Here is a 20,047-nt window from a genome sequence, read left to right as displayed (position 1 = left end):
CGTGGACGTGAGCGGCGGGAGCGGGCAGCCCCGGTCGGACGACGCCGAACCGGCCGAGCAGCCCGCAGCTCCTCAGGCCCCGACCGACGACGCGGGCCCGGACCCCACCGACGCCCCGACGCCGCACAGCACCGGGACGCCCGCCGGCCAGGAGCCGGAACCGTCCGCCGAGCCGCCCGGCCCGGAGCACGAGCACGGGCAGACGCCCGGCCCGGAGCACGGGACCCCGCCGCCGCCCCCCGAGTCCCCGGCCCCCACGCCCGCCGCCACGGGCGGCCCCGGCCGGGAGCCCGCCGGCATGGCCAAGGGACAGCCGCCGCGGCGGCCCAGGGAGCCCGGCGGCGGCCTGCTCATGGGCCGGCCCTTCGGCGTCCCCGTGTACGTCGCCCCCAGCTGGTTCGTCGTCGCCGCCCTCATCACCTGGGTCTTCGGCGGCCAGCTCGACCGCGTGCTGCCCGAACTCGGTGCCGCCCGCTACCTCGTCTCCCTCTTCTTCGCCATCGCCTTCTACGCCTCCGTCTTGGTCCACGAACTGGCCCACACGGTCGCCGCGATCCGCTTCAAGCTCCCCGTCCGCCGCATCCAGCTGCAGTTCTTCGGCGGCGTCTCCGAGATCGAGAAGGAGGCCGAGACCCCCGGACGGGAGTTCGTGCTGGCCTTCGTCGGCCCCCTGCTCTCCCTCGTCCTCGCCGGCCTCTTCTACCTCGCCATGCAGCCCGTGGAGCCCGGCACCGTCCCCGGCGTCCTGCTGGCCGGCCTGATGGTCTCCAACCTCATCGTGGCCGCCTTCAACCTGCTGCCCGGCCTGCCCCTGGACGGCGGCCGGATGCTGCGCGCCGTCGTCTGGAAGATCACCGGCAGGCCCATGAGCGGCACCGTCGCCGCCGCCTGGGTCGGCCGCGCCCTCGCCGTCTCCGTGCTCATCGGCCTCCCGCTGCTCAACTACTCGGGCGCCTTCGGCGGCGGCACCGAGAACGCCAACGGCATGGACGCCCTCACCGACGGGCTGCTCGCCGCCGTCCTCGCCGCGATCATCTGGACCGGCGCGGGCAACAGCCTGCGCATGGCACGGCTGCGCGAACACCTCCCGGAGTTGCGCGCCCGCACCCTGACCCGCCGCGCCGTCCCCGTCGAGACCGAGACCCCGCTCTCCGAGGCCCTGCGCCGCGCCAACGCCGCCGGGGCCCGCGCCCTGGTCGTCGTCGACGCCGACGGCACCCCGCTCTCCCTGGTCCGCGAGGCCGCCATCGTCGGCGTGCCCGAGCACCGGCGTCCCTGGGTCGCCGTCAGCGGCCTCGCCCAGGACCTCACCGACGGCATGCGGGTCTCCGCGGAACTGGCCGGGGAGGACCTCCTCGACGTACTGCGCGCCACCCCGGCCACCGAGTACCTGGTGGTCGAGGAGACCGGCGAGATCTACGGCGTCCTGTCCGCCGCGGACGTGGAACGGGCCTTCGTCAGGGCGATGGCCCGGCCGTCCTAGTGGTCGGGCCGCTCCGCAAACCCCGGTAGGCTGTTCACATGTCCGAACCGACCGGTGCCGCCCGCAGGCGCGGGCCCTTCAAGGTCGGGGACCAGGTTCAGCTGACCGACCCCAAGGGCCGCCACTACACGTTCACGCTCGAAGCAGGGAAGAACTTCCACACCCACAAGGGCTCCTTCCCGCACGACGAACTGATCGGTGCTCCCGAGGGCAGCGTTGTCCGCACCACCGGCAACGTGGCCTACCTCGCGCTGCGCCCCCTGCTCCCCGACTACGTCCTGTCCATGCCCCGCGGGGCAGCCGTCGTCTACCCGAAGGACGCGGGGCAGATCCTGTCCTTCGCCGACATCTTCCCCGGCGCGCGCGTCGTCGAAGCCGGTGTCGGCTCCGGCTCGCTCAGCAGCTTCCTGCTGCGCGCCATCGGCGACCAGGGCATGCTGCACAGCTACGAGCGCCGCGAGGACTTCGCCGACATCGCCCGGCAGAACGTGGAGCGCTACTTCGGCGGCCCGCACCCCGCCTGGCAGCTCACCGTCGGCGACCTCCAGGACAACCTCTCGGACGCCGACGTCGACCGGGTCATCCTCGACATGCTCGCCCCGTGGGAGTGCCTGGAGGCCGTCTCCAAGGCGCTCGTGCCCGGCGGCATCCTGTGCTGCTACGTGGCCACCACCACCCAGCTCGCGCGGACGGTCGAGTCCATCCGCGAGATCGGCTGCTTCAACGAGCCGACCTCCTGGGAGACGATGATCCGCAACTGGCACGTGGAAGGCCTCGCCGTGCGCCCGGACCACCGGATGATCGGCCACACCGGCTTCCTGCTCACGGCCCGCCGCCTCGCCGACGGCGTCGAGCCGCCCATGCGCCGCCGCCGCCCCGCCAAGGGCGCGTACGGCGAGGACTACGAGGGCCCCAACGCCGACGGTGGCGCCGGCCGCTGAGCCGTCGTCCCCGGCCGCTCCAACGCGTGAGCGCCGCTGCCGAGTTCCCCGGACCCGTCCGGAACTCGGCAGCGGCGCTTTCGCGTTGAGGGGCCCCCGCACGGCCGTGACCCGGTCCGGCCCCGCCGTCAGGAGGGCCGCCCGCCGCCGCCACCGAGGCGCCGCACGCCGTCCGCCCCGGGACGCACTCGCCGACCCCACGGCTCCCGGCACCCCCACGGCTCCCCGCCCCGCGTCCGCCCCCACTGCCGGGACCGCGAGGGCGGAAGGCCCGCCCCGCGGCCGCTCGTCGCAGGCTCCTTCCCGGCGTCCGGGAGGTTCCCTGGGCGGGGCGGGAGCCGCTCGTCCGCGGAAGGCGACCCCGCCGTTCCGCACCCGCTGTGACGTGTGGCACTATGCAGGCCATCCCCCACCGGCACAGGCCTCACAGGAGACACTCCTAGTGCAGCAATCCGTGGTCCCGGAGCTCGCTCACACCGACACCCGTCCCATGCACTGGCTCGCCACGGCCACTGCCCTGACCGGGGTCATCGCGCTGTCGTCGCTCTTCCATCCGGGCTCGGCCAAAGCCGCCCAGTCCACCGCAGACTCCGAGCCGAAGCCCACCCCCGCGGCCACCGCGCCGCCCAGCACCACCGGCGTGGACTTCCCCCTCGACTGCGGGCCCGTGAAGGAGGTGGTCGTGAAGAAGTCCACCGGCGACCTCGACGGCGACGGGAGGCCGGAAACCGTGGCGGTCGTCCACTGCGACTCGGCCATGGGCACCCCGCCCGACGGCGTCTACGTCCTCACCCAGGCCGCCGGCGCGACCCGGCCCCGGGTCGTCGCCACCCTCGTCGACCCGAAGGAGCGGCGCACGGTGACCGACCTCGCCGTCGCCGGCGGAAAGGTCACCGCGACCCTGCTCGGCTATTCCTCGGACGACGTGCCCAGTTGCTGCCCGGACGTGAAGGCCACCGCGGCCTGGCGGTGGAACGGCCACGCGTTCGTCGGCGGGACCCCCGCGGCCACCAGCAGCGTCTGACCGCGGCACCCGCCCGGGTCCGGGCCACGCGGGGTGGCCGAAACGTCACTCCGCGTCGGGACCGTACACCTCGACCCGGTCCGCGACCCGGCGCACGTGGATGCACTCGCCCGGACACTCCCTGGCCGAATCCACCACGTCCGTCAGCAGGGGCAGCGGCACCGGCACGGTCGCCCCCTGCGCCTGCAGCAGCTCGTCGTCCGCGCCCTTCACGTACGCCAGGCCGTCGATGTCCAGCTCGAACACCTCGGGGGCGTACTGGGCGCAGATCCCGTCACCGGTACACAGATCCTGGTCGATCCAGACCTCGAGCGCCTCCGCGCCGGCCACGGCCTCCTGCTGCACGGTCATCTCTCCTGCCGTCGAAAGCGCCGGGCTGCCGGAACCGGCCGTCACCCGGTCCCGCCCCGGCGGGTGTTGAACTCTCCCCGACCCTACCTCCGCCCGCACCGCCCCCGGCCGGGCCCGCCGACCCGTGCATCCGCCCCGCGCGCACGCTTACGCCGGGCGCCCCCGCGGACCGTTTCCGACCGTTTCCGACCGCGCGCCCGGTGCACTTCGCCCCGCACGAGGGCGGCGCTCGGCCACCGGATCGAACGACTTGAGCCAACCCGCCGCAAGGCTCCGTGACCACCCGCGTCGTGCGCCCGGTTGCTCTGTGTAAGGAAGCCCCGGCCGGGGCACAACCCCTGAACCGGCATCGGAGCGGACAACTCCGGTCAGTCACGAAGGGTTTTGACCGCTCCCCGCCCGGAACATGCAGCTTCCACATCGCGTTGAGTGGGTATCCACCGGGCACGGGGGAGAAGCAACGGGTGACCGACGACACACCTTGACAGTCTTTGTGATCTAGGGGTTTCAATCGACACCCACCCAGGTAGGGTCTGGAAGCGTCCAGCTCCCCTTGGAGGAGGTGAGGACCGTGGCAGCCCACGACGACGACATGAACCGCGGCATCCGCCCGGGACGAGGGTCCGACGACCCGGCCGGGCAGATCGCTTATCTTGAGCAGGAGATCGCCGTCCTGCGACGCAAGCTCGCCGACTCTCCGCGACACACGAGGATTCTCGAAGAGCGGATCGTCGAGCTGCAGACGAACCTGGCCGGCGTGTCCGCCCAGAACGAACGACTGGCGAACACCCTCCGCGAGGCCCGCGACCAGATCGTGGCCCTCAAGGAGGAGGTCGACCGGCTCGCGCAGCCGCCGGCCGGCTTCGGTGTCTTCCTGCAGTCCAACGAGGACGGCACCGCCGACATCTTCACCGGCGGCCGCAAGCTGCGGGTGAACGTCAGCCCGAGCGTCGACCTGGACGACCTCAGGCGCGGCCAGGAAGTCATGCTCAACGAAGCGCTCAACGTGGTCGAGGCCATGGAGTACGAGCGCGTCGGCGACATCGTCACCCTCAAGGAGATCCTGGAGGACGGCGAGCGCGCCCTCGTGCTGGGCCACACCGACGAGGAGCGGGTGGTGCGGCTCGCCGAGCCGCTGCTGGACGTCACCATCCGCCCCGGCGACGCCCTGCTGCTCGAACCCCGTTCCGGCTACGTCTACGAGATCGTTCCCAAGAGCGAGGTCGAGGAGCTCGTCCTCGAAGAGGTCCCCGACATCGGCTACGAGCAGATCGGCGGTCTCGGCGGCCAGATCGAGGCCATCCGCGACGCGGTCGAGCTGCCGTACCTCTACCCGGACCTGTTCAAGGAGCACGAACTGCGCCCGCCCAAGGGCGTCCTGCTCTACGGACCTCCCGGATGCGGCAAGACGCTCATCGCCAAGGCCGTCGCCAACTCGCTGGCCAAGAAGGTCGCCGAGGTCACCGGCCAGGCCGCCGGCAAGAGCTTCTTCCTCAACATCAAGGGCCCCGAGCTCCTGAACAAGTACGTCGGCGAGACCGAGCGGCAGATCCGCCTGGTCTTCCAGCGTGCGCGGGAGAAGGCCAGCGAGGGCACGCCCGTCATCGTCTTCTTCGACGAGATGGAGTCGCTCTTCCGGACCCGTGGCTCCGGTGTCAGCTCGGACGTGGAGAACACCATCGTCCCGCAGCTGCTCGCCGAGATCGACGGTGTCGAGGGCCTGCAGAACGTGGTCGTGATCGGCGCCTCGAACCGCGAGGACATGATCGACCCCGCCATCCTGCGCCCCGGCCGTCTCGACGTGAAGATCAAGATCGAGCGTCCGGACGCCGAGGCGGCCAAGGACATCTTCGGCAAGTACCTGACCGAGCGCCTCCCGCTGCACTCCGACGACCTCGGCGAGCACGGCGGCAGCAAGGGCACCACCGTCGCCAGCATGATCCAGACGGCGGTGGAACACATGTACGCCGAATCCGAGGAGAACCGCTTCCTGGAAGTCACCTACGCCAACGGCGACAAGGAAGTCCTCTACTTCAAGGACTTCAATTCCGGCGCGATGATCGAAAACATCGTCGGCCGCGCCAAGAAGATGGCGATCAAGGACTTCCTGGAGCACAAGCAGAAGGGTCTGCGCGTCTCCCACCTCCTCCAGGCCTGCGTGGACGAGTTCAAGGAGAACGAGGACCTGCCGAACACCACCAACCCGGACGACTGGGCCCGGATCTCCGGAAAGAAGGGTGAACGGATCGTCTACATCCGCACCCTCATCACCGGAAAGCAGGGCGCGGACACCGGTCGCTCCATCGACACGGTGGCGAACACCGGGCAGTACCTGTAAAACGCAGGGCGGCTGCGGGTGCCCCCACCGGGTACCCGCAGCCGACTGTTTTTCCGGCCGGGTCCGGAACCGAGGCGAGCAAGGCAATGACGCAAATGATCTCCCCACCAGCGCAAAGGCGTTCTAGGCTCTTTCCTACCGCCGAGTCGCGCAGTGCGGGGACGGGCACCGCACACGCACCGGAGCGCCAGCGGTACGCGAGCGGAGCCCACGACCGAGGGCTCCGCCGGGCAAGGAGGGCCGCATGACCGTACGGCGAGTAATGGGCATCGAGACGGAGTACGGCATCTCCGTCCCCGGCCATCCCAATGCCAATGCCATGCTCACCTCGTCCCAGATCGTCAACGCCTACGCGGCGGCGATGCACCGGGCCCGGCGGGCCCGCTGGGACTTCGAGGAGGAGAACCCGCTGCGGGACGCCCGGGGATTCGACCTCGCCCGCGAGGCCGCCGACTCCAGCCAGCTCACCGACGAGGACATCGGCCTCGCCAACGTCATCCTCACCAACGGCGCCCGCCTCTACGTGGACCACGCCCACCCCGAGTACAGCGCACCCGAGGTCACCAACCCCCGCGACGCCGTCCTGTGGGACAAGGCCGGCGAGCGCATCATGGCCGAGGCCGCCGAGCGGGCCGCCCAGCTCCCCGGCGCCCAGCCCATCCACCTCTACAAGAACAACACCGACAACAAGGGCGCCTCCTACGGCACGCACGAGAACTACCTGATGAAGCGGGAGACCCCCTTCTCGGACATCGTGCGCCACCTCACGCCCTTCTTCGTCTCCCGCCAGGTCGTCACCGGCGCCGGCCGCGTCGGCATCGGCCAGGACGGCCACGAGCACGGCTTCCAGCTCAGCCAGCGCGCCGACTACTTCGAGGTCGAGGTCGGCCTGGAGACGACCCTCAAGCGGCCCATCATCAACACCCGCGACGAGCCGCACGCGGACGCCGAGAAGTACCGGCGGCTGCACGTGATCATCGGTGACGCGAACCTCTCGGAGATCTCGACCTACCTGAAGCTCGGCACCACGGCCCTGGTGCTGTCGATGATCGAGGACGGGTTCATCGCGGTCGACCTCGCCGTCGACCAGCCGGTGCGGACCCTCCACCAGGTCTCCCACGACCCGGGCCTCAAGCGTCTGATCACGCTCCGCAGCGGGCGCACACTCACCGCGGTACAGCTCCAGATGGAGTACTACGAGCTGTCCCGCAAATACGTCGAGGAGCGCTACGGCGCGGACGCCGACGACCAGACCCGGGACGTCCTGCAGCGCTGGGAGGACACGCTCAACCGGCTGGAGAACGACCCCATGAGTCTCGCCGGCGAGCTGGACTGGGTGGCCAAGAAGGAGCTCATGGAGGGCTACCGGCGCCGCGACGACCTGGACTGGGACGCCGCCAAGCTCCACCTCCTCGACCTCCAGTACGCCGACGTACGGGCCGAGAAGGGCCTCTACAACCGCCTCGCGGCCCGCGGACGCATCAAGCGGCTGCTCACGGAGGCGGAGGTCGAGAAGGCCCGCACGAGCCCGCCGGAGGACACCCGCGCCTACTTCCGCGGTCGCTGCCTGGAGCAGTACGCGGACGACGTCGCCGCCGCGAGCTGGGACTCGGTCATCTTCGACCTGCCCGGCCGGGACAGCCTCCAGCGCGTCCCAACCCTGGAACCGCTACGCGGAACGCGAAATCACGTCAAGGAGCTGCTGGACCGCTGCCGCACCGCGGAAGACCTGGTCAGGGTCCTGTCCGGCAACTGACCGGGAATCCGGACCGTACCGGGCGACCGGGGTCAAAATCCCGCCGCCCGGGAATCATCGAGGTGGCCCCCGTACGTTGGAGAAACTGCGGGGCCGATGTCGGACCCGGCTTGTAGGGTCTGATCATCACCGATCGGCAGGAATGCCGACCTGGCGACCATGTCGGGCGAACGCGAACTGAGCGGGGTGAGGGTTATGGCAACCAAGGACACCGGCGGCGGTCAGCAGAAGGCGACGCGCTCCACCGAGGAGGCCGAGGAGCAGGCGGCGGAGTCGCAGGCATCCGAGGACCTCAAGGAGCGCCACGAGAAGCTGAGCGACGACGTGGACTCGGTCCTTGACGAGATCGACGACGTCCTCGAAGAGAACGCGGAGGACTTCGTGCGTTCCTTCGTCCAAAAGGGCGGGCAGTAGACCCCTTTTCCCTTCGAATCGAAGGTGGACGGGAATCGCAAGTGTCGGGGGCGTCGACCGTGACGGAGTGTTGCGCGTGGCCCGGGCGGACCGAGCCGCGCGCAGCCTTCGTATCAGGGGCCGCGGCAGTGCCGGCCCCCTCCGCGAGATCCGACCGACTGCACCGCCCGCGCACGTGGATCACTGCCGCAAGGCGGGTAGGGTCCGAGGCGTACCGCGCTTCAACTGCAATTCGGCCATCGGCAAGTTGGGAGACGATCCCGACGCTGTTCGTCGGGCAGCCGCCAACCTGGAAGGAACTCCGTGGAAGCCAACACTCGTAGTACCGGGCGTCTGCCAGCTGCCTTCCTGACGCCCGGATCCTCTTCGTTCATGGACTTTCTCTCCGACCACCAGCCGGAGTTGCTGCCCGGCAAGCGGCAGCTTCCGCCCACGCAGGGCGTGATCGAGGCGCCGCACGGGACCACGATCGTGGCGGTGACCTTCCCCGGCGGCGTGGTGCTCGCCGGCGACCGCCGCGCCACCATGGGCAACGTGATCGCCCAGCGCGACATCGAGAAGGTCTTCCCCGCGGACGAGTACTCGGCGGTGGGCATCGCCGGCACCGCCGGCCTCGCCGTGGAGATGGTCAAGCTCTTCCAGCTGGAGCTGGAGCACTTCGAGAAGGTCGAGGGCGCGCAGCTGTCGCTGGAGGGCAAGGCGAACCGGCTGTCCACGATGATCCGTTCCAACCTCGGCATGGCCATGCAGGGCCTGGCGGTCGTCCCGCTGTTCGCCGGGTACGACGTGGACCGCGGCAAGGGGCGGATCTTCTCCTACGACGTCACGGGCGGCCGCTCCGAGGAGCACAACTTCTCCGCGACGGGCTCGGGCTCGATCTTCGCCCGCGGGGCGATGAAGAAGCTGTTCCGCGACGACCTGAGCGAGGAGCAGGCGACCACCCTGGTGGTGCAGGCCCTGTACGACGCGGCAGACGACGACTCGGCGACCGGTGGTCCCGATGTCGCCCGCCGGATCTACCCGATCATCACCGTGATCACCGAGGACGGGTTCCGCCGGCTCACCGACGACGAGTCCTCCGAGCTCGCCCGTGCGGTGCTGGCGCGCCGCCTCGAGGAGCCGGACGGCCCGCGCGCGGCGCTGCTCTGAGGCGCCCGGCGCTTGTTGTGAAGGTGATCCCAGTGACTTCGACGGAACCCTAAGGAAGGGGACGGATACCGGTGTCGACGCCGTTCTATGTCTCACCTCAGCAGGCCATGGCGGACCGTGCGGAGTACGCCCGTAAGGGCATCGCGCGCGGTCGCAGCCTGGTGGTGCTCCAGTACGCCGACGGCATCGTGTTCGTCGGTGAGAACCCCTCCCGCGCGCTGCACAAGTTCAGCGAGATCTACGACCGCATCGGCTTCGCGGCCGCCGGCAAGTACAACGAGTACGAGAACCTGCGGATCGGCGGCGTCCGCTACGCGGACCTGCGCGGGTACACCTACGACCGGGACGACGTGACGGCCCGCGGTCTCGCCAACGTGTACGCGCAGACCCTGGGCACGATCTTCTCCAGCGCGGCCGAGAAGCCCTACGAGGTGGAGCTGGTGGTCGCCGAGGTCGGGGACACCCCCGAGGGCGACCAGATCTACCGGCTGCCGCACGACGGATCGATCGTCGACGAGCACGGTTCGGTGGCGGTCGGCGGCAACGCGGAGCAGATCAGCAGCTACCTGGACCGCGAGCACCGGGAGGGCATGACCCTCGCGGAGGCGCTCAAGCTGGCGGTGACGGCGCTGTCCCGGGAGTCCAACGGCACGCAGCGCGAGATCCCGGCGGAGCGCCTGGAGGTCGCGGTGCTGGACCGTACGCGTCCCCAGCAGCGCAAGTTCAAGCGGATCGGCGGCCCGCAGCTCGCCCGGCTGCTGGAGGCGGAGGGTCCGGCCACGGCCGCTGCCGCCGACGAGGCGGAGGAGTCCGGCGGAGACGTCGAGTAGCCCCGCGCCACCCCGTTCAGCGCGCCCCGCCCGGCAGGTCGTCCGGGCGGGGCGCGGGCATGTCCGCGGCCGGTGCCTCCGCGCGCGGCGGAGGGGCCGTGGAGCCGCGTACGACCAGTTCCACGGGGATGTCCCCGGCGTCCGGTGTGCGGCCCTCCAGGACGGCCAGGAGGGCGTGCATGCCGCGCTCGCCGAACAGCTCCGCGTCCAGCCGTACGGTCGTCAGCTCGGGGTCGATGGCCGTGGCGAGCGCCAGGTCGTCGAGGCCGGTGACGGAGACGTCGTCGGGAACGCGCAGGCCCAGGCGCCGCAGGGCCTTGTAGGCGCCGGCGGCGAGCTTGTCGTCGTCGCACACGAGGGCGGTGGGACGGGGGCCGGGCGCGGCCAGGGCGGCCTCGGTGGCGGCCAGGGCGCCGTCGATGGAGATCGGGGCGCGGACGGTGCGGACGAAGGCGCCGGGCACCCGTGCGGTGCTCGCGGCCAGTTCGCGGGCGCGCACCTCGAAGGTCCAGGAGGCGACGTCGGCGGCCAGGTGGAGGAAGCGGCGGTGGCCGAGGCCCAGCAGGTGCGCGGCGGCCTGGCGCACGCCGTCGGCGATGTCCAGGTTGACGGTGGCCGCTCCGAGGCTGCCGTCCGGGTCGCTGTCGAGCATCACCAGCGGGAGCTGGTCGCCGCGGATGACGGAGAGTGCGTCGGCGGCCATGGAGGAGGCGATGACGCCGTCGAGGGCCGCCTGGGCGGAGGCGAAGGGGTCGCGGGCGGGGCCGATGCCCTCGGGGGAGGGGTAGAGCACCACGCCGAAGCCGTGCTCGGCGGCCACCCGGGCGGCGCCGGTGTACACGCCGGCGAAGAACTCCGTGGTCAGCGCCGGGACGACGAGCAGGACGGTGCGGGTGCGTCCGAGGCGGAGGTTGCGGGCGGCGAGGTTGGGGCGGTAGCCGAGGTCGCGCGCGGCCTCCCTGACGCGTTCCGCGGTCGCCTCGGAGACCCGGCCGCGCCACTTGTCGCCGAGGACGAGGGACACGGCCGCCTGGGAGACGCCGGCGGCCTGGGCGACGTCGCGGCTCGTCGGGCGCGTACTGCTGCGTGCCACCGGGCGCGGGCTCCTTCGTCTGGACGTGTGAACTGCGCACATGGTACGTATGGAAGCGGAAGTTATACGTAACACTTGGAGGCGGGCCATGGCCGCGGGGTACCTGGAGATCCTCAGGGCGAGACACGCGGTCCGCCTGCTGACGGGCACCCTGGTGGGCCGGCTGCCGAACGCCACCGCCGCGCTCGCCATCGTGCTGTTCGTGCGCGCCGAGGGCGGCACGTACAGCCTGGCGGGCGGGCTGGCGGCCGCGTACGGCGTGGCCAACGCGGTGGGCCAGCCGGTGCTGGGCCGGTGGGTGGACGTGCACGGACAGCCGCGCGTCCAGCTGCCCGCGGCGCTCGCGTCGGCGCTGGCCATGGCGGGCTTCGCCTTCTGCGGCACCGACCCGCTGCCGCTCGCCTACGCGTGCGTGGCCGCGGCGGGCCTGTGCACGCCGCCGCTGGAGGGCGGTCTGCGCGCGCTGTGGCCGAGCGTGCTCGGCAAGGAGGAGCAGGTGCACACCGCCTACGCCATGGACGCGGTGGCGCAGGAAGTGATGTTCACGGTGGGGCCGTTGCTGGTGACGCTGTGCGTGTCGCTGTGGTCGGCGGAGGCGGCGCTGCTGGTGGTGAACGCGGTGGGCGTGCTCGGGGCGCTCTCCGTGGTCGTCTCCGCGCCCTCGCGGGCCTGGCGTTCGGCGCCGCGCGAGGCGCACTGGCTGGGCGCGCTGCGCTCGCCGGGGCTGCTGGCGCTCCTCGGCGCGTTCCTGTTCGTCGGCATCGCGCTCGGGTCCATCACGGTGGCGTCGGTCCCGTACGCGGACGACCACGGCGGCGACGGGGTGTACGGCTGGATGATGGCGGGGCTCGGGCTCGGTGCGCTGATCGGCGGGTCGGTGTACGGGTCCCGGCAGTGGCGGGGCGAGCCGGCCGTGCGACTGCGGGCGCTGGTGGCGCTTCTGGCGGTGTGTTACCTGCCGCTGATGCTGATGCCGTCAGCCGTGGCCATGGTGTTGCTCACCGTGGTGGCCGGGGTGTTCCTGGCGCCGGCGATCGCCTGCGCGTTCGTCCTGGTGGACCGGCACGCGCCGCGCGGGACGGTCACCGAGGCTTTCTCCTGGCTTGTGACGACGTTCACGGTGGGGTCGTCGGTCGGAACGGGCCTGGCGGGCCCGGTCGTCGAGGCGGGCGGGGCGCGGTGGGGCTTCGCGGTGCCGGCGGTGGCGGGAGGCGTCTCCCTGCTGGTCCTGGCGGCCACGGGACGTGTCCTCGCAGCTCCCGGCGGGGGCACGGTGGTTGCGGCTTCATCGGAAAATGATCCAAATCGTGCTGTCGAACCCCGTTTCAGCTCGGGGGATCGGGCGTAATGTTCAGTCATGGACCGCCGCATTTTCGGGCTGGAGAACGAGTACGGCGTCACGTGCACGTTCAGGGGACAGCGCCGCCTGTCGCCTGACGAGGTGGCGCGGTACCTCTTCCGCCGTGTCGTGTCATGGGGCCGTAGCAGCAATGTCTTTCTTCGAAACGGCGCCCGGCTCTATCTCGACGTGGGATCACATCCGGAATACGCGACACCCGAATGTGACAACGTGACCGAACTGGTCACCCACGACAAGGCCGGCGAGCGCATTCTCGAAGGACTGTTGGTGGACGCCGAACGACGCCTGCACGAGGAAGGAATCGCGGGCGACGTCTACCTCTTCAAGAACAACACCGACTCGGCGGGCAACTCCTACGGTTGCCACGAGAACTATCTGGTGGCGCGGCACGGGGAGTTCTCCCGCCTCGCGGACATCCTCATCCCGTTCCTGGTGACCCGGCAGCTGCTGTGCGGCGCCGGCAAGGTGCTGCAGACCCCGCGCGGTGCGGTGTACTGCGTCAGCCAGCGGGCGGAGCACATCTGGGAGGGCGTCTCCTCCGCGACGACCCGCTCCCGGCCGATCATCAACACCCGGGACGAGCCGCACGCGGACGCCGAGCGCTACCGCCGCCTGCACGTCATCGTGGGCGACTCGAACATGTCCGAGACGACCATGCTGCTCAAGGTCGGCGCCACCGACCTGGTGCTGCGCATGATCGAGGCGGGCACGGTGATGCGCGACCTGACCCTGGAGAACCCGATCCGGGCCATCCGCGAGGTCAGCCACGACATCACCGGACGGCGCAAGGTGCGCCTGGCCAGCGGCCGCGAGGCCTCCGCCCTGGAGGTGCAGCGGGAGTACTACGAGAAGGCCGTGGACTTCGTCGAGCGCCGGGGCATCCGCACCGGGACGGTCGACCAGGTCCTGGAGCTGTGGGGCCGCACCCTGGACGCGATCGAGGCCGAGGACCTGGACCGGATCGGCACCGAGATCGACTGGGTGATGAAGTACAAGCTCATCGAGCGGTACCGGGCCAAGCACAACATGACCATGTCCCATCCGCGAGTGGCGCAGATAGACCTCGCCTATCACGACATCCACCGTCGTCGGGGTCTGTATTACCTGCTGGAGCGAAAGGGCCAAGCCGCTCGGATCTGCAACGACTTGAAGATCTTCGAAGGCAAGTCGGTACCGCCGCAGACGACTCGGGCGCGGCTGCGCGGCGACTTCATCCGGCGGGCACAGGAACAGCGCCGGGACTTCACGGTCGACTGGGTGCATCTGAAGCTCAATGACCAGGCCCAGCGGACGGTGTTGTGCAAGGACCCGTTCCGTTCGGTCGACGACCGGGTGGAGAAGCTCATCGCCGGTATGTGAGCGAACGCCACACGGGCGCCGTACGTTTTCCGTACGGCGCCCGTGTCACGTCGTAGAGTTGCGCGCACGCATCCGCAAGATCGACCGATGATGAGGCTGTTTCCGTGCGCCGACGCTCTCTCCTCCTTGCCGCCGTACCCGCAGGACTGGTCACGCTCGCCGCGTGCGGCGACGACAAGTCCGCTTCCAGCAAGGCCAGCGCGGCGCCGTCGGCTTCCGCCTCCTCGGTGCCACCGCCGAAGATCGTGGACGGCCCGCTGCCGGCGATCACGGCCGGTGCGAAGTTCGGCGAGAAGCCCACGGTGGCCAAGGGTTCCGGCGACCCGTCGAAGGACCTCGCGGTCAAGACGGTGATCGCGGGCAGCGGCCGCACGGTCGCGGAGAACGACTTCATCCAGGCCAACTACCTCGGGCAGATCTGGTCCACGGCCAAGGTCTTCGACCAGTCCTACGACCGGACGCCGCTGCTCATGCAGCTCGCCCAGGGCAGCATCATCGACGGCTGGCGGTACGCCCTCGCCGGCAAGAAGGCCGGCAGCCGGGTCCTGATGGCCGTGCCGCCGACCTGGGGCTACGGCACGGCGGGCAACGCGCAGGCCGGCATCAAGGGCACCGACACGCTGGTGTTCGTGGTGGACGTGATCAACTCGTTCAACTCCAAGAGCTCCAGCACCGGCAAGGAGGTCGCGCAGAGCGACGCCGCGCTGCCCAAGGTCGGCACCAACACCGACGGCAAGGCCCCGTCGATCGACATCCCCAAGACCGACCCGCCCAAGACGCTGGTGTCGAACTACGTCCTGGAGGGCGACGGCCCGGCGGTGACGGCCTCGCAGACGGTCCTGTGCCAGTTCAAGGGCGAGGTCTGGGACAGCGGCAAGGCCTTCGAGCAGACGTACGAGAGCGGACGGCTGGCCCAGTTCGCGATCGAACAGATGCAGGAGGTCGTCAAGGGTCTGGCGCAGGGCATCACCGGGAAGAAGATCGGCAGCCGGCTGCTGATCGTCGTACCGCCGGACCTCGCCTACGGCGACAACCCGCCGAGCGGCGGTGTGGTGAAGAAGGGGTCGACGCTGGTCTTCACGGTCGATCTCCTGGCGGCGATGTAGTCGCGTCGGCGTCACCCCGGGCGGGGATGAAAGACTGTCCGGGTTCCGTGTCGTACACAAGCAGGAGCGTTAGACGTGAGCATCGACAAGCCCGAGATCGACTTCCCCGAGGGCGCGCCTCCGGCCGACCTGGAGATCAAGGACCTCTGGGAGGGCGACGGCGAGGTGGCCGAGGCCGGCCAGACCGTCACCGTGCACTACGTGGGTGTCGCCTTCAGCACGGGCGAGGAGTTCGACGCCAGCTGGAACCGCGGCGCGCCGTTCCGCTTCCCGCTGGGCGGCGGCCGGGTCATCGCGGGCTGGGACCGGGGCGTGCAGGGCATGAAGGTCGGCGGCCGGCGTCAGCTGACCATCCCGGCGCACCTCGCCTACGGCGACCAGAGCCCGACCCCGGCGATCAAGCCCGGCGAGACGCTGATCTTCGTCGTGGACCTGCTGGCGGTCTGATCCCCGCCCAGGCCGGCGCCCGCCGCGGCGCCGACCGTCCCGGTCGGAAACCGGCCGGACGAGGGCCCGCGCCGTGTGCGCGGGCCCTTGCTGTTTGTCGTGTCCTGTCCGTTTCGGCCCTCATTGTTGGCACTGGCTTTTGCCGTGCCACTCCGGGGCGGTACGGTCATCGGTCAGGAGCACCATAGGGAAGGCGAAGGGCGTCGATGGCCATTGCCAAGGCCGAGCGGCTGATGAACCTGGCGCTGTGCCTGCTGGGGACCAGGCGGCCGCTCAGCAAGCGTGAGCTGCGGGACTCCATCGAGGCCTACGTCGAGGCGTCCGGGCCGGGGAAGGGCGCGGCGGGCAGCGACGACTCCTTCAACCGGATGTTCGAGCGGGACAAGGACGACCTGCGCGAGCTGGGCCTGGTGATCGAGACCGTCGAGAACCTGGACGGCGAGGTCGGCTACCTCGCCCGCCGCGACAGCAACCGCCTGCCCCCGATCACGCTGGACGCCGAGGAGGCCGCCGCCCTGGGGCTGGCCGCCAAGGTCTGGCAGCAGGCCCGCCTCGCCGGCGCGGCCAGCGGCGCCCTGCAGAAGCTGCGCGCGGCCGGGCTGCCCGAGGACGTCGACCCGTACGAGGCGCACGGCGCGCTGGAGCCGCGCATCCCGGTGCACGAGGCCGCCTTCGAGCCGCTGATGCTGGCCTGCCGTGACCGCCGCCCGGTCCTCTTCGACTACCGCAAGGCCAACGCCGCCCGCCCCGAGCCCCGGCACGTGGAGCCGTGGGCCCTGGAGTGCTGGCGCGGCCACTGGTACCTGGCGGGCTGGGACCGGGACCGGGGCGCCGAGCGGGTGTTCCGGCTGTCCCGGATCACCGGCCGGGTCCGTTCCCGCGGCACCCGGTTCACCGTGCCCGTCCCGGACGTGGTCACGGTCCGCGAGACCGTCGCGAGCTGGGCCGGCGAGATCGCCGACCGCTCGGCGCTGATCCGGCTGCGCTCCGACGCCGGCTACCCGCTGCGGGCGAAGGCCACGGCGGTGCGGGAACTCGGAGACGGCTGGGACGAGTTGGAGATTCCGTACGGGCACGGCCTGGACGCCTGGCTGGTGGAGTTCGGGCCGGACGTGGTGGTCCTGGAACCGGCCGAGCTGCGTGCGGACGTGGTGGACCGGCTGCGTGCCGTGGCCAAGGGCTGAGGGGGAGCGGAGCAAGACAGTGGCAGGCAAACCGGTCAGGCCCGTGAACGCCATCGACCAGACCCGGCGGATGCTCTCCCTGGTGACCTATCTGCGCGAGCGCCCCGGCGCCCGGATCGCGGACGTGGCCCGTGCCTTCGGCATCACCGAGGACGAGCTGGTCTCCGACCTCGACGTGCTGCCCATGTGCGGCACCAGCTTCCGGGGCGGCGACCTGCTGGACATCGACACCGACGGCGAGCGCATCTGGTGGCACAACGCCGCCGCGCTCGGCGAGGAGGCCGCCGAGCCCCTGAGGCTGGCCGCCGACGAGGCGACCGCGCTGCTGGTGGCCGCCCGTGCGGTGGCCACCCTGCCCGGACTGCGCGAGAGCGACCGGCAGGCGCTGCTGCGGGCCACCGCCAAGGTGGAGACCGCGGCCGGCGAGGCCGGTGACGCCAGCGCCCGGCTGTCGGTGACCTTCGAGTCCGAGGGCGGGGTCTTCGCCGACGTGGACCGGGCCATCTCCGAGCGCCGCCGGCTGTGGATCCGCTACTACTCGCCGGCCCGCGACGAGGTCACCGAGCGCGAGATCGACCCGATCCGCCTGGTCAGCGTCGGCCACACCTACGTGGAGGCCTGGTGCCGCCGCTCCGAGGCCCGGCGCACCTTCCGTCTCGACCGGGTCGCCGAGATCAAGATCCTCGACGAGCCGTCGGCGCCTCCCGAGATCGAGCTGCGCGACCTGTCCGAGGCCCTGGTGCAGCCGGCCGCCGAGGACCCCGAGGTGGTCGTCGAGGTCGGTCCGGGCGGGCGCTGGGTCGCCGAGTACTACCCGCACGACAGCGCGGATGAGCTTCCCGACGGCGGGCTGCGTATCACCCTGCGCACCCCCGATCCGGCCTCCCTGCGCCGGCTGGCGCTCCGGCTCGGCGGTGACGGCCGGATCGTGTCACCGCCGGAGCTGGCCGACAGCGCCCGCGGGGCGGCCCGCGCGGCCCTGGCGGCGTACGACCACTGAGGTGCTCCGGCGGGGGACGATCAAGAAGGAGGGGCGAGGGATTTGGACGAGTCTTCGGGTTCCGGTGTCGCGGGTACGAGGGACGTGACGGTCGCGGCCGCGTTCGCCGGGATGAGAAGAGTGGTCCCCGTGATGTTCCGGGCCGGCTGCCCGGACTGCCGGGGCAGTTTCGAGCTCGCCGCGGGCGCCCTGCGCCTGGCCATCGGAGCCACCAGCAAGACGACGTTCTACTCCTTCACCTGCCCCGACTGCGACACGCTGGTCCGCAAGCCGGCGGGCGAGCGGATCGTCGAGCTGCTCACCGGCGGCGGGGTCAGGACCCTGCGGCTGCACCCCACCGTCTAGGCTCGGCCGCATGTTCTGGCCGATGTTCGCGGTAGCAGTGGGTTTCGTGGGTCTCGCCGTGCTCGGCGTGCTCGCCGTCCGGGTCTTCCTGGAGGCGCGCCGCCTCGGCGTACAGGTCTCGGACTCCGCGCAGCGGATCAGCCGTGCCGCGGAGGACCTGGAGCGGGCGGCGGCCGGTGCCGCCCGCACCGCCGACACCCTCTGAGACCTGCGGTGCGACCGGTGTGAGGAGTGCGCCACAAGCGGTTTGTGTCACTTCGCCCTGTCACGCCGACCACCACGGCAGGTACGCTGACGCACGCGGGGCGGATAACGAGGCCCGTACCGCGGACCGGGCGTACGCACGGGGATTGCCTGACGTTTACCCCTGAGCGTTACGATCGCTGTCAGCGCGATTACTCGGACACATGTCTGACTGATCGGACAGCACCCCACCCAGCCGCCTCGGTGAGAAGGTAAAGACTTATGTTCGGAAGGCTCGGCGCTCCCGAGATCATTCTCATCCTTGTCGTCGTCATCCTGCTGTTCGGCGCGAAGAAGCTTCCGGACATGGCCCGCTCGCTCGGCAAGTCCGCGCGCATCCTCAAGAGCGAGGCCAAGGCGATGAAGGAAGACGGCAACTCCTCCTCCTCCGCCCAGGCGCCTGCCACCGGCGACCAGGCCCAGCGCACCATCCAGGCGGCCCCCGGCGACGTGACCAGCTCCCGTCCGGTCAACGAGCCGTCGGACACCACCCAGCGCTGACGCAAGGCCGGTGACTCCCGGCCTGCCGCACGAGATGAGGACGTGGGTTGCCCAAGTCTGCCCGCAAACAGGAGAGGGATCCCGAGGGGCGGATGCCTCTCGGAGATCACCTTCGTGAGCTCCGCAACCGGCTCGCGAAGGCCATGCTGGCCATCGTCGTCGTGACGGTCGTCGCCGCCTTCTTCTACAACGACATCATCAACTTCCTCACCCGGCCGGTCCTCGACTCGGTCGGCTGTGAGCAGGCCTTCGGGGAGCTGGCCAGGTCCACGTCGGACTCGCACCCCTGCGCGCAGATCACCATCAACGGTCTGCTCGCGCCCTTCACGCTGGCCCTCCAGGTCTCGCTGATGGCGGGCGTGGTCTTCGCCTCGCCGGTCTGGCTGTACCAGCTGTGGGCCTTCGTCGCGCCCGGTCTGCACCGGAACGAGAAGAAGTACGCCTACGCGTTCGTCGCCACCGGCGTCCCGCTCTTCTTCGGCGGCGCGTTCTTCGCCTACAAGGTCCTGCCGACCACCGCGAAGGTGCTCCTCCAGTTCACCCCGCACAAGGTGAGCAACCTGCTGCCACTGGACGACCTGCTCCAGCTGGTCACCCGCATGGTGATCGTCTTCGGCCTCTCCTTCGAGCTGCCGCTGCTGCTGGTCATGCTCAACCTCACCGGCATCGTCACCGGCGCGCGGATGCTCGGCTGGTGGCGGGCGATGATCCTCGGGATCACGGTCTTCGCGGCCGTCGCCACCCCGAGCACCGACCCGCTCTCGATGCTGGCGCTGGCCGGGCCGATCTGGGTGCTGTACTTCGGCGCGGTCCTCTTCTCGCTGCTCAACGACCGTCGCAAGCGCCGCCGCGAGGCCGAGGGCCCGGACGACGACGAGGCCTCCGACCTGGACCTCACGCCCGACGACATCGGTGAGGTCGAGACCGTCTCCGCCAGCCGTACGCGGCCCGAGGCCCCGGAGCGGGTCAACGGATACGACGACGTGACCTGACCGGTCGGATCCGGCCGTCGAGAGGTGGCCCCCCCCGACGCGCGGGGGCCCCCCCAGTGGACGCCCCGCCCGGCGGCCCCGTAATATATTACGGGGTTTTGATGGGGCCCGGGGACGGCCAAACACAAACA

At 70.8% G+C, this 20,047-nt stretch carries 20 protein-coding genes and 1 pseudogene; 19 read left to right on the top strand and 2 right to left on the bottom strand.

Going from position 1 to position 20,047, the window contains the following annotated elements; translation table 11 throughout:
• Position 1: 1 nt before the first annotated feature.
• The 3 genes from ACIQOE_RS31050 to ACIQOE_RS31040 all read left to right on the top strand — a co-directional run bounded on the left by ACIQOE_RS31050 (position 2) and on the right by ACIQOE_RS31040 (position 3,448).
• On the top strand, positions 2-1,483 hold the full coding sequence (locus ACIQOE_RS31050; RefSeq protein ID WP_401414961.1) for a site-2 protease family protein: 1,482 nt from the start codon (positions 2-4) through the stop codon (positions 1,481-1,483).
• Between the two features lie 38 nt (positions 1,484-1,521).
• Positions 1,522-2,424, top strand: a complete 903-nt coding sequence (locus tag ACIQOE_RS31045) for a tRNA (adenine-N1)-methyltransferase (protein WP_351320450.1) — start codon at positions 1,522-1,524, stop codon at positions 2,422-2,424.
• Positions 2,425-2,866: 442 nt separating this feature from the next.
• The gene (locus ACIQOE_RS31040; RefSeq protein WP_401414959.1) at positions 2,867-3,448 is read left to right on the top strand and encodes a hypothetical protein; all 582 of its coding nucleotides are present in this window, start codon (positions 2,867-2,869) and stop codon (positions 3,446-3,448) included.
• A gap of 45 nt (positions 3,449-3,493) precedes the next feature.
• Here ACIQOE_RS31040 and ACIQOE_RS31035 read toward each other — a convergent pair whose 3' ends face one another.
• A complete protein-coding gene (locus tag ACIQOE_RS31035) occupies positions 3,494-3,799 on the bottom strand; it encodes a ferredoxin (RefSeq protein WP_351320446.1) in 306 nt (101 codons plus the stop codon).
• A gap of 571 nt (positions 3,800-4,370) precedes the next feature.
• On the opposite strand from ACIQOE_RS31035, the gene arc reads away from it, so the two are divergent.
• From arc to prcA, 6 genes and pseudogenes are all read left to right on the top strand, one after another.
• Positions 4,371-6,137: a proteasome ATPase gene (gene arc, locus ACIQOE_RS31030; RefSeq protein WP_351320444.1), complete on the top strand. Its 1,767-nt coding sequence runs from the start codon at positions 4,371-4,373 to the stop codon at positions 6,135-6,137.
• A gap of 244 nt (positions 6,138-6,381) precedes the next feature.
• Positions 6,382-7,893, top strand: a complete 1,512-nt coding sequence (gene dop, locus ACIQOE_RS31025; protein WP_351320442.1) for a depupylase/deamidase Dop — start codon at positions 6,382-6,384, stop codon at positions 7,891-7,893.
• Positions 7,894-8,088: 195 nt separating this feature from the next.
• Entirely contained in the window at positions 8,089-8,307 is a 219-nt protein-coding gene (locus tag ACIQOE_RS31020) for a ubiquitin-like protein Pup (protein WP_351320440.1), read from the top strand.
• 160 nt (positions 8,308-8,467) lie between these two features.
• Positions 8,468-8,659: pseudogene (locus tag ACIQOE_RS31015) on the top strand (endonuclease domain-containing protein); the annotation flags it as partial.
• Positions 8,611-9,456, top strand: coding sequence for a proteasome subunit beta (gene prcB / locus ACIQOE_RS31010; protein ID WP_351320438.1), 846 nt, complete (start codon positions 8,611-8,613; stop codon positions 9,454-9,456). The pseudogene ACIQOE_RS31015 and the gene prcB, both read left to right, overlap by 49 nt.
• 71 nt (positions 9,457-9,527) lie before the next feature.
• A complete protein-coding gene (gene prcA, locus ACIQOE_RS31005) occupies positions 9,528-10,286 on the top strand; it encodes a proteasome subunit alpha (RefSeq protein WP_351320436.1) in 759 nt (252 codons plus the stop codon).
• Positions 10,287-10,302: 16 nt separating this feature from the next.
• Here the strand turns inward: prcA and ACIQOE_RS31000 are convergent, their stop codons facing one another.
• Complete coding sequence (locus tag ACIQOE_RS31000; RefSeq protein ID WP_362643597.1) at positions 10,303-11,379, bottom strand: LacI family DNA-binding transcriptional regulator; 1,077 nt, start codon at positions 11,377-11,379, stop codon at positions 10,303-10,305.
• An 88-nt stretch (positions 11,380-11,467) separates the two neighbouring features.
• Between ACIQOE_RS31000 and ACIQOE_RS30995 the strand changes: the two genes are divergently transcribed.
• The 10 genes from ACIQOE_RS30995 to tatC all read left to right on the top strand — a co-directional run bounded on the left by ACIQOE_RS30995 (position 11,468) and on the right by tatC (position 19,916).
• Positions 11,468-12,727 carry an MFS transporter gene (locus ACIQOE_RS30995; protein WP_401414954.1) on the top strand — a complete coding sequence of 420 codons (1,260 nt, stop codon included), beginning with the start codon at positions 11,468-11,470 and terminating at the stop codon, positions 12,725-12,727.
• A gap of 9 nt (positions 12,728-12,736) precedes the next feature.
• On the top strand, positions 12,737-14,098 hold the full coding sequence (pafA, locus tag ACIQOE_RS30990) for a Pup--protein ligase (protein WP_020117715.1): 1,362 nt from the start codon (positions 12,737-12,739) through the stop codon (positions 14,096-14,098).
• A gap of 104 nt (positions 14,099-14,202) precedes the next feature.
• Positions 14,203-15,204: an FKBP-type peptidyl-prolyl cis-trans isomerase gene (locus ACIQOE_RS30985; protein ID WP_351320430.1), complete on the top strand. Its 1,002-nt coding sequence runs from the start codon at positions 14,203-14,205 to the stop codon at positions 15,202-15,204.
• 75 nt (positions 15,205-15,279) lie between these two features.
• Entirely contained in the window at positions 15,280-15,651 is a 372-nt protein-coding gene (locus ACIQOE_RS30980; protein ID WP_351320428.1) for an FKBP-type peptidyl-prolyl cis-trans isomerase, read from the top strand.
• Between the two features lie 206 nt (positions 15,652-15,857).
• Positions 15,858-16,835, top strand: coding sequence for a WYL domain-containing protein (locus tag ACIQOE_RS30975; protein ID WP_362643595.1), 978 nt, complete (start codon positions 15,858-15,860; stop codon positions 16,833-16,835).
• 19 nt (positions 16,836-16,854) lie between these two features.
• Complete coding sequence (locus tag ACIQOE_RS30970) at positions 16,855-17,835, top strand: WYL domain-containing protein (RefSeq protein ID WP_365562443.1); 981 nt, start codon at positions 16,855-16,857, stop codon at positions 17,833-17,835.
• A 42-nt stretch (positions 17,836-17,877) separates the two neighbouring features.
• Positions 17,878-18,180, top strand: coding sequence for a hypothetical protein (locus ACIQOE_RS30965; RefSeq protein ID WP_390634090.1), 303 nt, complete (start codon positions 17,878-17,880; stop codon positions 18,178-18,180).
• A 10-nt stretch (positions 18,181-18,190) separates the two neighbouring features.
• Entirely contained in the window at positions 18,191-18,385 is a 195-nt protein-coding gene (locus ACIQOE_RS30960) for a hypothetical protein (RefSeq protein ID WP_351320422.1), read from the top strand.
• A 260-nt stretch (positions 18,386-18,645) separates the two neighbouring features.
• On the top strand, positions 18,646-18,924 hold the full coding sequence (gene tatA / locus ACIQOE_RS30955) for a Sec-independent protein translocase subunit TatA (protein WP_351320420.1): 279 nt from the start codon (positions 18,646-18,648) through the stop codon (positions 18,922-18,924).
• A gap of 47 nt (positions 18,925-18,971) precedes the next feature.
• Entirely contained in the window at positions 18,972-19,916 is a 945-nt protein-coding gene (gene tatC / locus ACIQOE_RS30950; RefSeq protein WP_351320418.1) for a twin-arginine translocase subunit TatC, read from the top strand.
• Positions 19,917-20,047 lie beyond the last annotated feature (131 nt).

This window comes from Streptomyces sp. NPDC091282 (assembly GCF_044757385.1).
In the GTDB taxonomy this organism is placed as follows: Bacteria; Actinomycetota; Actinomycetes; order Streptomycetales; family Streptomycetaceae; genus Streptomyces; species Streptomyces gramineus.
The sequence above is the reverse complement of the archived record's forward strand: the minus strand, read 5'-3'. Positions and strand labels throughout refer to the sequence as shown.